Origin of the sequence: Polynucleobacter corsicus, assembly GCF_018688255.1 — a bacterium.
GTDB classification, from domain to species: domain Bacteria; phylum Pseudomonadota; class Gammaproteobacteria; order Burkholderiales; family Burkholderiaceae; genus Polynucleobacter; species Polynucleobacter corsicus.
The window spans coordinates 233,190-246,907 of record NZ_CP061314.1 but is presented as its reverse complement, the minus strand read 5'-3'; the positions used below and the strand labels follow the sequence as shown (position 1 = coordinate 246,907).

Below are 13,718 nucleotides of genomic sequence, written 5' to 3'. Positions count from 1 at the left end.
TTTAGGAAGGCTCCTAAATTTAATTAAAACTTAGGAGCAGCATCCCACGATAAACCTGCAGAATCTTTGGCATTCATATTTGGGGCAACACCTGCAGGCAGCGGCCATTCAATGCCGACGGTCGAATCATTCCAGGCTAAGCAAGCTTCACTTTGCGGATGATAGTAGTCGGTCGTTTTGTATAAAAACTCTGCGGCTTCTGATAAGACGAGAAAGCCATGGGCTAAGCCTTCAGGAATCCAGAGTTGCTTATGATTTTGAGCGCTTAATTCCAATCCGACCCACTTGCCATAAGTTGGTGAGTCTTTTCGAATATCTACAGCCACATCAAAAACGCTACCAGCCACAACACGAACTAACTTTCCCTGCGTTTGCTCTAGCTGGTAATGCAAACCACGCAATGTCCATTGGCGAGAAAAAGAATGGTTGTCCTGAACAAATTCCACATTCAGGCCAGTAGCCGCTGAAAAATCTTGAGCATTAAAGGATTCAGTAAACCAGCCGCGCTCATCGCCAAATACTTTAGGTTCGATTACCAATACATCATGAATGGCAGTGGGAGTGATTTGCAACTTCAACGGCGTGCTCATCCAATCATCTTCTTATGCGATAAGGAAACGGCTTGGCCGGAGGTATTGAGCTCGTTCACAATCTTACTGAGGTATTGACCATAGCTATTTTTACTTAGTTGAGCGGCAACCTTAAGAACATCTTCAGCGCTGATCCAACCTTGGCGATAGGCAATCTCTTCCGGGCAAGCCACCATCAGACCCTGACGCTTTTGCAGGGTAGCAATAAAGCCAGCAGCATCCAATAATGAATCGTGTGTTCCAGTATCTAGCCAGGCAAAACCACGGCCCATAATTTCCACATTGAGCTCATTCTTTTCAAGGTAAACGCGGTTGACATCGGTAATCTCGAGTTCACCACGTGCACTAGGTTTTATCGAAGAGGCGATATCACACACTTGATTGTCATAAAAATACAGACCCGTTACCGCATAGCTGCTTCTCGGCTTTAAAGGCTTTTCTTCAATGGAGAGTGCTTTGTAATCTTTGTCAAATTCGACAACACCATATCGCTCTGGATCATTTACGTGATAAGCAAATACAGTTGCGCCACTAGCACGATCATGAGCGCTATCTAACTGATCAACCAATTCATGGCCATAGAAAATATTGTCACCCAACACCAAAGCGCTTGGATTATTACCAAGGAAATTCTTACCTAGAGTAAAGGCTTGAGCCAATCCATCAGGAGACGGTTGAACACAATACTCAATGTTCAGCCCCCATTGGGAGCCATCGCCTAGCAATTCAGCAAAACGTGGTGTGTCATGTGGCGTAGAAATCAACAAAATATCCCGAATACCTGCAAGCATCAGCGTCGTCAAAGGGTAATAGACCATGGGCTTGTCATAGACAGGCATTAACTGTTTAGAGACAGCCTGAGTTACTGGGTACAAGCGAGTACCCGAGCCTCCCGCCAAAATAATGCCTTTACGATTCATCTGATTTACTGCCATAGCATTCTTTCTAGATAAGTCCGTCTTTGGCCAAATTAGCGACATAAGACCGGACAGCCTCATCCCAAGGCTGATTTAATTGTTCCAATTTTGACATATCACCCCAACTAGCAAAGACTTGATGGAGCTTATCCGTGGACATCCTTGAATTCATGGGTCTTGGGGCTGGTAAAGGGTATTCCACCGCAAGAATAGGCTGAATGGAAGCTGGATTAACTTTCAGGGCTGCCCCAGCATCGAGAGCTGCTTGCACAGCCAAACATGCCAAACCATGCCAAGTAGTTTCTCCAGCAGGAACAGCATGATAGATGCCCGATATGAATTTTCTTAAGCAGGCATGTTCATCCAGGGCTAAATCTAGACTCACTTGCGCCAACCAATTAGCATTCGTGGGGACACCAAATTGGTCATGAATAATTTTCAACTCTTCACGATCCATAGCTAGTCGCAAAATGGTTCGAATGAAGTTACCGCCATCGCCATAAACCCAACTGGTTCTGAAGATGGCATATTGACTACTATCGTTATTGCTAGCAAAGATTCTGGCAATAGCCTCTTCGCCAGCAGCCTTGCTTTTTCCGTATACCCCTAGAGGGTTGCGTATATCGTCTTCTAGGTAAAAGCCGTATTTCTCACCATCAAAGACGTAGTCAGTGGAGTAGTGCAGAAAAGTAGCGCCATGGTCTGCAGCATATTGGGCCATGATTTCTGGCGCTCTTGCATTAATAGCAAAAGCTAAATCGGATTCTGTCTCCGCCTTATCGACTTCCGTATAAGCAGAGGCATTAATAATCAACTGAGGCTGAAATTGATTCAGCAGTTGAGTAAGTGCTTCTCCGTTAGCAAGATCACATTCGGTGCGCCCAACAAACTGGACTACTGGCTTTGCAAGCAATACTGATGTGCGCACACCTAGCACTTCTTGGAAAGCTTTTCCTAATTGGCCATCCTTCCCAAATACGAGGATCTTCATTTGCGCTTTAGCTGTACTGCTTGGAGAGCCAGTCACGGTAAGAGCCGCTGACTACGCCTTCAATCCAAACGGGATTATCCAAATACCATTGCACCGTTTTACGAATGCCAGTATCAAAGGTCTCCGCCGGCCGCCAACCAAGCTCACGCTCAACCTTACTAGCATCAATTGCATAGCGACGATCATGACCTGGGCGATCCTTAACATAGGCAATTTGATCAACATATGACTTGCCGTCAGCGCGAGGCTTGAGCTCATCCAAAATTGCGCAAATAGTTTTTACAACATCAATGTTGGCCTTTTCATTCCAGCCACCAATATTGTAAGTTTCACCTAATGCGCCTTTGGCCAATACCTCACGAATGGCCGAGCAATGATCCCCAACATAGAGCCAATCACGAATCTGCTGACCATCACCATAAATTGGTAATGGCTTACTGTTAAGTGCATTTAGAATCACCAGAGGAATTAACTTTTCTGGGAAGTGGTATGGACCGTAGTTATTGGAGCAATTAGTTGTCACTACCGGAAAGCCATAGGTATGGAACCAGGCACGCACTAAATGATCGGAGGCTGCTTTCGATGCGGAGTATGGGCTATTAGGCTCATAGGAATTGGTTTCTGTAAATGCAGAGTCAGTGGCAGACAGCGAGCCATAAACCTCGTCAGTCGATACATGATGAAAGCGAAAGGCTTGCTTGGCGGACCCATCTAAACCATTCCAATATTCAAGAGCACATTCAAGCAAATTAAATGTGCCAACAATATTGGTAGTAACAAATTCAGCAGGACCATGAATGGAACGATCCACATGGCTCTCAGCAGCAAAATTGACAATCGCACGCGGCTGATGCTCCTTCAACAACTTCGTCACCAGCTCTTTATCGCCAATATCACCATGCACAAAAACATAGCGCGGATCATCCTTCAAGGACTCGAGAGTGGCTAAATTACCAGCATAGGTCAGCTTATCAAGATTGATGATGCCCTCAGCCTTTGGATCAGCCAACCAATTCAAAACAAAATTTGCCCCGATAAAGCCAGCGCCGCCAGTAACTAAAATCAATTACACCACCCCACTTAAAATTTCAAAACTGTCATAAGATAAGCTTTATATAAACTCGAAACATTCGCCATCTAATAATAGGTTAGACTGGCATGAGTTCTTTAATATCAAAGCGATAAATATTCCTAAAATTATATAGAATGAGATTAATACATTTTCTTATTAGCCATAAACAAGAGCCTATTTTACCAATTTTATAAAATATATAGGGCAGATTCATGCTCAGGAGCAGCTGTTGAATTATCTTTTCTTTTCTCATGATGGAAAATTAGGTGATGCAATTATTCATACTGCATTAGTGTCAGGTATAAAAAATCAAGACCTCAATTCCAGAATTGACTGCACCGCAAGTAAGGGCACTCTAAATTTCTGGCAGAGAGACAGTCGGATTAATGTTGTATATGAACTGGATTCACCAAGCTGGCTGCAAGTAATCAAGATCGGATGGCAACTTAGGAAGAATAGATACGATTACGTTATCTCCTGGAATAAGCCAAGATCTGAAAAAATTCGAGTTATTCTTAAATTACTTAACCCATGCAAGCTAATAATTAGCGCAATTGACCCAAATAAGCATGCGTTATGGCGAGAACAGAATGCGCTAAATCAAATTTTTCATCGAGATATTCAACCTAAGCTCTCTTTACCAGCACTCCGAGTGACGAATGCATTAAATCCGCATATTCTCCTCAATCTATTTGGTGGAGTTTTGGAGTCAAAAAGATCAATTAACAAGATTTCAGCAATTAAGTTGATTAGCGAATTAAGAAAATCGATTCCAAAATCTAAAATAATTTTATGTTGCGAGGATCACACGGAGGATGTAGCCCGAGAAATATCCCTTAGCTTATCAGCCAAAGATAAGTCTGTTGAAGTTCTAAATCTTACAACCCCAGGCATTTATGGCCTGATTGAATTATGTAGACAAAGTAGCGTCATTATTTCGCCGGACACATCAATTGTTCATATTGCGTCAGCACTCAACAAACCAATAATCGCAATTTATCAAAAGGGTGACTCAAAATCGATAATATGGGGGCCAACCTCAGACTCTTCAAAAATTATCATATCTACTGAGCCTGATTCAATCCATGGCTTTGGCATACCTGAAGTAATAGAAGCTATAGAAAAAATGAACGTCGATCTCAAATTGGGATTGACTTAAAAAGCAATCGATATTTCATTTTTAAATAGCGCATTCGAAACTTCCAAGTAAATTGGATACGTGAACCAATCAATAAAGCTAGGCATAACTTATTTTCAAGCAATAGATAATTCACCAAATCGAACGCATCAACGCCTTTTAAATATGAGTTGGGGATCATTTTCAAAAATGCAGTCAATTCTTCGTCGCTCAGCACTCTGCCAAAGTTAAAGAATCCATGAAATCCAAATGCGTCATGCCACTCTGAACGCTCAACTGCAAACTGTTCAGCAATCTCAGATGGCGCAAACTGGATATCGCATTCTTTTTCAAGAAAGTCTTTGTTATCCGCACAAATGCAATAGTCCTCTGGATGCCTCTTGATAAAGCCTGGGCGCTTGATTGCTTGCAATAACTTGACAGATCTTAGGGAGAAACCGCCATTGCCTACGGGGGTCTCTGGATGATGAGGCCAAACCGGACCAATATAGTCGTAATCCAGAAATTCATTACACCAAAGATTGGGGTGCGTAATAAAACTGTCCCACTGAATAACTAGCACATGGGATCCCACTACATACTGATCAATCCCTGTTAGTAGGAGATTGGAATAATCCTCAGTAGTAGCAATGGGTGGGGCCTGGACATATTCAATATCTGCTCGTTTGTTTTTAACTAAATCCAGATTGGTTATCAGCACCACCTTAGCAAAGTGGGTACCCGCTAGGCATCGATCAATTGCCCAATGCGCTAATTCTGGATCCCTTGTTTCAACGCAAAGCAGGGTGACATTCGATAAATTCAGCATTGTTTAGTTATGGGTATTCAAACTAAAAGAAGCCAAGCAAAAGCGAAAGCTTGAACTGCAACTTCTTGAGGGCTCTCTTGACTGTTCTCCACACCCTAGATGCAATGCTCTTACTGGAAGGGCCAAAATCTCCCCAACTCTCCCAGTTGGATTGATAGACAACACCTAAGTAGTCATGGGCCAAGAGTCTTTCCTGATAGCCCAACACTTGATCTGCCCACAATTGATGCTCATAGTGATAGTGTTTAAATAGCTGCTCACGCGGGTAAATTGGGATCGCATGAAAATTAATTAGCGACTCGCCATACCAAGTAAATTCAGAACCACAAAGCAAAACGGCATCTAAAAAGTTCATGCCATTTGGAGTGAGGTAATTTGCATCCAAAGACTCCCAAACCTTAGCACTCCATAGGAATGGCGCATAACCAAAATCATAAGTTACGCCAGTTCGCCCCAGGACAGCCTTAATAGGTTCGCGATCCGCTAAAAAATGTTGGCGAATTTTCTTAGGTCCAAAACGCTCGGTAGCCTGAAGAAGGTCACGACCCTCATGAATGATGGAATAAGGCACATCATCTTTAAAGAGGAAATCATTCTCGTCAAAATCACGAATAAAAATACAGTCGGAATCCAGAACTAAATAGTTTTTTGAGATACCCAATCTCCAAAACTCAGACTTAATGACCTGTTGTCTTAGTCCGCCACGAATGGAATATAACTTGTGAATATCTAATTTTGGATTGGCTACAAAAATATCTTTTTCATCAAAAATGATGACATCGAATTCTTTTAGATATTCTTTGAATAATTCAACATCATCCGCTGGAACGGATATATAGAAAGGAATCTTATTTTTATTATACTTACGAATGCTTTCAGCTAACTTCACAGTTCGCAATAAGTCTTTTCTGAAAGTGCAGCAATACAAAACAAAATTCAACATAGTCTTCAATCTTTCTTTTGAGTGCTAGCGGATAAACTTCCATCCACTGTTGCCAGAATTTTCTGAACAGCTTGATCAACAGCTACTGGCAACCACTTAGGCTCTATTAATTGTTGATTTTTCCAGTCAAGCCAGATTCTTTCTAGAGCAAGCTCTACAGCATCTACATCACTCTGCGGACTCAAGTAGGCGGACCGGTCCAATAACATCTGATCGAGCTGAGGATTGCGATGGGTAATACCCCAAATAGGCCTACCCGTCCAAAGGTAGTCATATAACTTTGAAGGAATATATTCAGCGCACCACTCATCATTACCATGCAAGAGAATCAACACATCTGCCGATTGCATCTTTTCTGCTACACGTTCTCTACCTGATTTACCAGTTACTGGATCTTTTTCTAATCGACCATGAGCTAGCAATACATCTTCGAACTGAAGACTCTTAATTGACTCGGTTGTTAGTGAATCTAAAGGCGCACCATAAGCATGAACCCGAATGCACTCTCTAGCTTCAGGAAACTTCTTAAACAGTGGGACAAGTGCCTTCAGGATTGTTGAGAGCGAGCGATCATTAGCCAATGATCCAAAGTGGCATAAATTGAGATGCTCAGAATATTGATGCATCTTCGATGCACTTAGACCTCCCGGAGGCTCTGCACCTGGCAGAACCATAAAACCATGGGCGTTGTTTGGTGTATTGAGATTCGGATTGCGAACTTTTGCGTAATGCAAAGCGCCGTCTGTAAACCACCAGGCTAAATCCGCATATTTACAAATTTGTTTTTCTAAGTATTGACGAAATTGTGCATCGCGATTTTTAGGCTTATCAAAACCAGGATCGGTCGGGCTCTGACGTATCACCAGTGGATCATGAATCTCCACTATCCAAGGTAATCCAGTTTTTTTCTTGAGCCATAAACCTGCTAAGTGCGCAGACCAAGCGCCTCCGGTTGAATAAATTAAATCGACCTTACCATCTCTAATTAGCTTTAGGCCATGCACGTAGGCCGGCATGGCCCAAGACCACTGACTAGAGTAACCAAGAAAGAATTTCTCCAGCGCGATGAACGGCGCGAGTAACAAAGAGACTAAGCCAGTAGAAACTTTATAGAAGGGCCCACGACCATACTGATTTGCAATCCAATGGCGAAAATCAAAACGAAAGGCTGCTGGACCCCAAGCTAAAAATTGCTTGTGCGGGAAGCGGACATCTTTAATACCAGTAATTGCACTAAAGACCTGCGGCTTGATACCAGCATCTAACAGATAAGGAATCTTGTCCGTAATGGTGAGGCTAGATGCGCGCCCATCCATATTGAAGCCATGCGACAGAATCAACCAGTTCTTTTTTTGCATTAGCAAATGATTCGTAAGGAGGGCTAATTACCAGCAACGATGGACATGACCGCCATCCGCACCGCAATACCAAAGGTAACCTGATTGAGAATGACCGACTGAGGACCATCGGCTACTACAGAATCAATTTCAACGCCACGGTTCATGGGGCCTGGGTGCATTACGATGGTATCAGGCTTGGCCAAAGCAAGACGTGTAGACGTTAAACCATATTGCTTAAAGAAAGCATCGCCCTCTGGAACTTGTCCTGCTTCCATGCGCTCTTTCTGGATACGCAGAGTCATCACCACGTCAACACCCTTAAGTCCTTCTTCCATGCTGTGGAATACCTTGACCCCCAGCATATCTAAATCACTTGGCAAAAGACTCTCAGGGCCAATCGCACGAATATCCGTACAGCCCAATGTTCTTAAGGCGCAGATATTCGATTTAGCAACTCGACTATGGACAATGTCACCCACGATAGCAACCTTCAAACCACTAAAGTCTTTCTTAAAGTGGCGCATCGTGTACATATCGAGCAAGCCTTGAGTCGGATGCTGATGACTACCATCACCGGCATTGACTACGTGGACGTGCGCAGGAACGTGTTGTGCAATTTCAATGGGCGCCCTCGAAACACTGTGACGCACTACAAAAATATCCGCCTGCATAGCCACTAAGTTATCAATCGTATCCAAAAGACTTTCGCCTTTTGCAGTAGAGGATGTAGAGATATCCAAGTTAATGACATCTGCTGATAAACGCTTAGCAGCGATCTCAAAAGTAGTGCGGGTACGCGTGGAGTTTTCAAAGAATAGATTGAAGACACTCTTGCCACGAAGTAGTGGAACTTTTTTTACTTCTCGCGCAGGATCTGTCACGCTAACAAATTGTTGTGCGGTATCGAGGATGTGGAGGATTTGCTCTTTTGGCAAACCCTCTAAGGTTAGCAAGTGAGTTAACTCACCGGCAGCATTAAATTGATTTACCGGGGCGTTGACTAAATCATTCATTCCGCTCATGCTGCGCGCTCCTCTAATTGGAAGCTGAACTTGCCAGCATCATCTTTTTCTAAAACCAATATTTGATTCTCTGGAACACTCACTTGCTCCCCTACAAAATCTGCTGAGATCGGCAACTCACGATTCTCACGATCCGCCAAAACCATCAACTCCACTTGGGCAGGTCGACCAAAATCAAATAACTCATTGAGTGCTGCGCGAACCGTACGGCCAGTGAGCAAAACGTCATCAATCAAAATCACGTTTGCACCATTGACCTCAAAAGGAAGGTAGGTAGACATCGTGCTGGCAGTACGAAGCGCTGTCATACCCTTCTCAGCATAGTCATCTCGATGAAACGCCATATTAATTACGCCAAAGTGGGGAAGATTTAAATCGGTAGCTAAACGTTCTGCAATCCACGCCCCTCCCATTGCAAGACCAGCCAACTCAAATACATCGCCTACCTTTTGGCGCTGACTCAAAGTCTCTAGTAATTTTAGATAGGACTGCTCTGCATTCATCTCAACTAATCCCATTCTTTTCAAGAAAATACTGCTCCAAAATTAAGGCAGCAGACTGCGCATCCAAATTGTCTCGCATATCAGGATCACCCTCCAAAACAGCTGAGCTGTAGCGCTCATCCACCCAATCCACAGGCAACTGAAAGCGTCCGTGCAGCTGATTGCCAAAGCGGCGAGCTTTGGCACTCATCTCATGCTCAGTACCGTCAGGATGGCATGGCAGCCCCACCACCAACTGATTTGGCTGCCACTCTTTGATGAGAGCCTGAATAGCCCTAAATCGCACATCCTCAGATGGCTCCTCAATAACCTTTAAGGGCTGGCCAGCTTTGGTCAGAGTATTTCCAACGGCAACTCCAATACGTCGCGTCCCGAAGTCAAAAGCCATGACCGTCAACTCTGTGCCCCTCTTGATGCCCTCAGGCATGCCCTGCCTCACCAGATAGATGGGATGGATCAAATCCCAATAGACTTATCGTCCGCTCATAGCGCTGGCTAGAAGGGGTATCAAAAATAATTTCAACCATTTGCTGCTGGGAAAGAGGGACGTTCATCCAGCCATTGAGGGTAATCTCCTCCTCAAGTTGCCCAGCACTCCAACCCGCATAACCCAAGGTCATTAAGAATTTACTGGGCCCAGAACCGACAGCTACTGCCTCAAGCACATCCTTGGACGTCGTCATGGTCAAGCCCCCTGGAACGGCCAAAGAAGAGCTATAAGCCACTTCTTCGGTGGGCTCGTGCAAGACAAATCCACGTTCAATTTGCACTGGCCCGCCAAAATAGACCGGTTGATCTGATACTGGCTCAGCCTCCAGCTTGACCTCAATTTTCTCAAATAAGGCGCCCATACCGAGCTCAGTCGGGCGATTGATTACCAAACCCATCGCACCCCGTTCGGTATGCTCAAAAAGATAGATGACTGAACCTGCAAAATTGGGATCGACCATCCCGGGCATGGCAATCAGGAATTGATTTGCCAGATGATTAGCGGAATAAGCAATTGAGGACCCAGCAGCAGAAGCTTGGGAAGTCTGGGTGGGTTCTGCAGCTTGACCCACAGGGGCTTTTTTAGCCATGTTCATGTGAGTTTATTTTACCGAATTCTCTACCCTAGTTAGATCTTTCCGGTGATCCAGTAGACCAAAAGCCCAACCCCATCATGCATTACCTTATGCCAATCTTGGACGCCATCCTCCAAATCAAACCTACTCCAGCGCAATCGATTGCCTGTTTGGTAATCCACAGGAACCGGAATCACAGCAATTCCCTGTTTTTGGAAAATCTTTACTGATCGGTACATGTGCGATGCCGAGGTAATCAATAGCCAAGGTTTTGGGGGTGCATCAGCATCTTTGGCGCCCCTAGCGCCCAACTCCAAAATCATGGGCTTCATCAATATGGCATTTTCATAGGTATTGCGGGATTGATTTTCATAATGGGCATTTTTGTCTGGCAAGCCCTGCTCCGCTACCAATTGCTTAAAGGCATCTGCTTCAGACATTCCGACAGGCGACAGGCGACCAGAGAAGCCGCTAAAGATAAAGGGTAGATCGGGATACTTCCGAATGAGCTCAAAGGCTTTAGTGACACGCTCAGCTGAGGAGTAAATGGATACCTCGCCCCGATCTAGAGCGATATCACCACCCTCAATAGCACCACCCAAAATAATGATCCCACCAAAGTCCGCCTCTGACATCTGAGTGAGCTGAATTTTAGGGACGCTATCTTCAAGAGCCCTTAAAAAGACCTCGGAGGTTGGCAACCATCCAACCAGCAGTAAGTCCGCCAAAGCTAAAAGCAAGAATCGTTTACAAAGATGAGGTTTTCGTAGACCCAGAAATAACAAACTGAAGGCCACAAAAACGATTACCCAGTTGAGGGGCTCAATGCAAAACTGCACAATCTTAGAGAAAACAAAAAATAAAGTATCCATAAATTAGTAATCTATTAATAAGCAGGATATTACTCGCAAGCCAAGCAAGTCCGCCTAATTAGCCCTAATATAAGGGCTATGAAAAAAGCTCTCGTTTGGCTCCGCCGTGATTTACGCCTGTATGACAATGCCGCGCTTCATCACGCCCTAAAAAATAATGATCAAGTTTGGCTAGCGTTTATCTTCGATACCGAAATTCTGGATCCGCTAAAAGCTGAAGATCTAGATGCAAGCGGTCTTAAACATGATCGGCGCGTAGACTTTATTTGGCAAGGTCTGCAACAAATAGATGCGCAATTACGCAAACAAGGTGGTGGACTCATTGCTCAATACGGTAAACCCAATACGTGCATTCCGAGAATTGCAGAGACTTTGGGTGTCAACACCGTTTACACCAATCATGACTATGAGCCCTCGGCCATTGCTCGCGATGCGTCTGTTGGCAGATCACTAGAAAAACTGGGTATTGAATTGGAGACCTTCAAAGATCAAGTCATCTTTGAGAAAAAAGAGATTCTTACTAACTCCAATACCGTCTTCTCAATCTTCACGCCTTATAAAAATAATTGGCTCAAGACGCTTCAAGAAAAAGATATTGCCGCTTATGACTGCGATCCTAAAAAAGGTCAGCTAGCCGCTATCCCCAAATCATTAGAGGCAACCCTCCCATCATTAGAATTCATGGGCTTTAGCCCGACAGGGATTGAAGCCTATCTTCCACCAGGATCTGAAGGTGGCCAGACCTTCCTAGAAGACTTCCTCCACCGCATCGATCAATACCAAATCGGCCGAGACTTCCCTGCCATCAAAGGTGTGAGCTATCTATCGACACACCTCCGCTTTGGCATGCTCTCGATCCGAGGATTGGTACGTGAAGCGCACCGCCGCATGCTTGCTGGCAGTATGGGTGCAACGATCTGGTTAAGTGAGCTGATTTGGCGTGATTTTTATTTCATGATTCTGGCAAATCATCCACGTCTTGCTGAGGGTGCAGCCTTCAAACCAGACTATGACAATATCGAATGGGAAAGTGGTGCTACTGCCAAGAAATTATTTAAAGCTTGGTGTGATGGCAAAACAGGTTACCCATTGGTAGATGCCGCTATGTGCCAACTCAATCAAAGTGGTTATATGCACAATCGCCTGCGCATGGTGGTTGCTAGCTTTCTTACTAAGGATTTAGGCATTGATTGGCGCTGGGGTGAAATGTATTTCGCAAAATACCTCAATGATTTTGAGTTGTCTTCTAATAATGGTGGCTGGCAATGGGCCTCTTCCTCAGGATGCGATGCACAACCCTACTTCAGAATCTTCAACCCCATTACCCAATCTCAGAAGTTTGATCCTGAAGGCAAATTTATCCGTCGCTACCTGCCTCAACTAGACAAGCTTTCCAAGAAATCCATTCATGCCCCTTGGGAAGCTGGTCATATTGAACTAGAAGCAGCCGGCGTTCTTCTAGGGCGTGACTACCCTCTACCGGTTGTGAATCATGATGAGGCGCGCAAAAAGACCTTGGTGCGCTATAGCGTGGTTAAAAAAGTTAATCCAGAATCGGCAACTGACTAACTTAATCACGACTTTGATACTTTCCGCTTTAAGATAGGGAATGAGCAAAATCTATGCCGTAGGTGATATTCAGGGCTGCGCGCCCTCCTTGAAGGCGCTCGTCAAAAAACTTCCCAAACAGTCCAAGATAATTTTCTTGGGCGACCTCGTTAATCGAGGCCCAGACTCTTTGGGTACCTTACGCTACCTCAAACAATTACAAGAAGACAAACGCATCGAGTGCATTCTTGGAAATCATGATCTCCATTTACTTGCGATAGATGCGGGTATCCGCAAAACCAAGGGTCTAGATACCGTTCAGCCCATCCTAGATGCACCCGATAGAGCAGAATTAATTCATTGGTTACGCCATCGGCCAATGGCCTTGAGTAATGGCAAGGTCTTAACGGTACATGCAGGTGTACTACCTCAATGGGATCTGCAACAGACAATTGAGTGCGCGCAAGAAGTAGAAAAAGCGCTGCGCAAAAAAACCTATAAAGATTTTTTAGCCAATATGTATGGCAATACCCCAAATAAATGGAGTAATTCCCTCAAGGGCTACGAGCGCTTGCGCGTTATCACCAACACGCTAACCCGTATTCGTTTTTGCACTCCAGCAGGCATGATGGAGTTTGAAAGCAAGGAAGGTTTTGAGGATGGGCCAAAAGGCTACATCCCTTGGTTCAAAACACCCAAAAGAAAAACTCAAGACTCCTTGATTTATTTTGGACACTGGTCGACCTTGGGACTACTACAACATGACAATGTCATTGGGCTGGATACAGGCTGCGTCTGGGGTGGCAAGCTCACCGCTATGGAAATTCCGGAGTCAGGTAAACCGAGTAAGAGACTGGAAATTATCCAAGTGGATGGCTATGACCATCCACTCAGAATGTAATTCTGACCC

At 44.5% G+C, this 13,718-nt stretch carries 15 protein-coding genes; 3 read left to right on the top strand and 12 right to left on the bottom strand.

Going from position 1 to position 13,718, the window contains the following annotated elements; genetic code table 11:
* Window positions 1–23: 23 nt before the first annotated feature.
* Genes rfbC through rfbB form a run of 4 tightly spaced genes read right to left on the bottom strand, consistent with a single transcriptional unit; the run spans window position 24 to window position 3,564 of the window.
* Window positions 24–590 (bottom strand): dTDP-4-dehydrorhamnose 3,5-epimerase, encoded by a 567-nt coding sequence (rfbC, locus tag C2747_RS01330; protein WP_251374783.1) that lies wholly within the window; start codon window positions 588–590, stop codon window positions 24–26.
* Window positions 587–1,510, bottom strand: coding sequence for a glucose-1-phosphate thymidylyltransferase RfbA (rfbA, locus tag C2747_RS01325; RefSeq protein ID WP_215333020.1), 924 nt, complete (start codon window positions 1,508–1,510; stop codon window positions 587–589). The genes rfbC and rfbA overlap by 4 nt, the downstream gene beginning before the upstream one ends.
* A 25-nt stretch (window positions 1,511–1,535) precedes the next feature.
* Window positions 1,536–2,498 carry a dTDP-4-dehydrorhamnose reductase gene (gene rfbD, locus C2747_RS01320; RefSeq protein ID WP_215331923.1) on the bottom strand — a complete coding sequence of 321 codons (963 nt, stop codon included), beginning with the start codon at window positions 2,496–2,498 and terminating at the stop codon, window positions 1,536–1,538.
* A gap of 7 nt (window positions 2,499–2,505) precedes the next feature.
* Complete coding sequence (rfbB, locus tag C2747_RS01315; RefSeq protein WP_215331922.1) at window positions 2,506–3,564, bottom strand: dTDP-glucose 4,6-dehydratase; 1,059 nt, start codon at window positions 3,562–3,564, stop codon at window positions 2,506–2,508.
* Window positions 3,565–3,799: 235 nt separating this feature from the next.
* Here rfbB and C2747_RS01310 point away from each other — a divergent pair, with 235 nt between their 5' ends.
* Window positions 3,800–4,729: a glycosyltransferase family 9 protein gene (locus C2747_RS01310; RefSeq protein WP_215331921.1), complete on the top strand. Its 930-nt coding sequence runs from the start codon at window positions 3,800–3,802 to the stop codon at window positions 4,727–4,729.
* Here the strand turns inward: C2747_RS01310 and C2747_RS01305 are convergent.
* From C2747_RS01305 to C2747_RS01270, 8 genes are all read right to left on the bottom strand, one after another.
* Entirely contained in the window at window positions 4,710–5,516 is an 807-nt protein-coding gene (locus tag C2747_RS01305) for a DUF5672 family protein (protein WP_215331920.1), read from the bottom strand. The genes C2747_RS01310 and C2747_RS01305 overlap by 20 nt on opposite strands.
* 22 nt (window positions 5,517–5,538) lie before the next feature.
* A complete protein-coding gene (locus C2747_RS01300) occupies window positions 5,539–6,459 on the bottom strand; it encodes a DUF6492 family protein (protein ID WP_215331919.1) in 921 nt (306 codons plus the stop codon).
* A 5-nt stretch (window positions 6,460–6,464) separates the two neighbouring features.
* Window positions 6,465–7,817 carry a glycosyltransferase family protein gene (locus C2747_RS01295; RefSeq protein ID WP_215331918.1) on the bottom strand — a complete coding sequence of 451 codons (1,353 nt, stop codon included), beginning with the start codon at window positions 7,815–7,817 and terminating at the stop codon, window positions 6,465–6,467.
* A gap of 23 nt (window positions 7,818–7,840) precedes the next feature.
* Window positions 7,841–8,812, bottom strand: a complete 972-nt coding sequence (locus tag C2747_RS01290) for an aspartate carbamoyltransferase catalytic subunit (RefSeq protein ID WP_215333019.1) — start codon at window positions 8,810–8,812, stop codon at window positions 7,841–7,843.
* A 5-nt stretch (window positions 8,813–8,817) separates the two neighbouring features.
* A complete protein-coding gene (gene pyrR / locus C2747_RS01285; RefSeq protein WP_215333018.1) occupies window positions 8,818–9,324 on the bottom strand; it encodes a bifunctional pyr operon transcriptional regulator/uracil phosphoribosyltransferase PyrR in 507 nt (168 codons plus the stop codon).
* Window position 9,325: 1 nt separating this feature from the next.
* The gene (gene ruvX / locus C2747_RS01280; protein WP_215331917.1) at window positions 9,326–9,751 is read right to left on the bottom strand and encodes a Holliday junction resolvase RuvX; all 426 of its coding nucleotides are present in this window, start codon (window positions 9,749–9,751) and stop codon (window positions 9,326–9,328) included.
* Window positions 9,744–10,283: a YqgE/AlgH family protein gene (locus C2747_RS01275; protein WP_251374842.1), complete on the bottom strand. Its 540-nt coding sequence runs from the start codon at window positions 10,281–10,283 to the stop codon at window positions 9,744–9,746. Before C2747_RS01275 ends, ruvX begins: the two co-directional genes overlap by 8 nt.
* Window positions 10,284–10,441: 158 nt before the next feature.
* On the bottom strand, window positions 10,442–11,260 hold the full coding sequence (locus C2747_RS01270) for a YdcF family protein (RefSeq protein ID WP_215331915.1): 819 nt from the start codon (window positions 11,258–11,260) through the stop codon (window positions 10,442–10,444).
* 78 nt (window positions 11,261–11,338) lie between these two features.
* On the opposite strand from C2747_RS01270, the gene C2747_RS01265 reads away from it, so the two are divergent.
* Together C2747_RS01265 and C2747_RS01260 are read left to right on the top strand one after the other, a co-directional pair.
* The gene (locus tag C2747_RS01265) at window positions 11,339–12,829 is read left to right on the top strand and encodes a cryptochrome/photolyase family protein (RefSeq protein WP_215331914.1); all 1,491 of its coding nucleotides are present in this window, start codon (window positions 11,339–11,341) and stop codon (window positions 12,827–12,829) included.
* A gap of 40 nt (window positions 12,830–12,869) precedes the next feature.
* The gene (locus C2747_RS01260) at window positions 12,870–13,709 is read left to right on the top strand and encodes a symmetrical bis(5'-nucleosyl)-tetraphosphatase (RefSeq protein ID WP_215331913.1); all 840 of its coding nucleotides are present in this window, start codon (window positions 12,870–12,872) and stop codon (window positions 13,707–13,709) included.
* Window positions 13,710–13,718 lie beyond the last annotated feature (9 nt).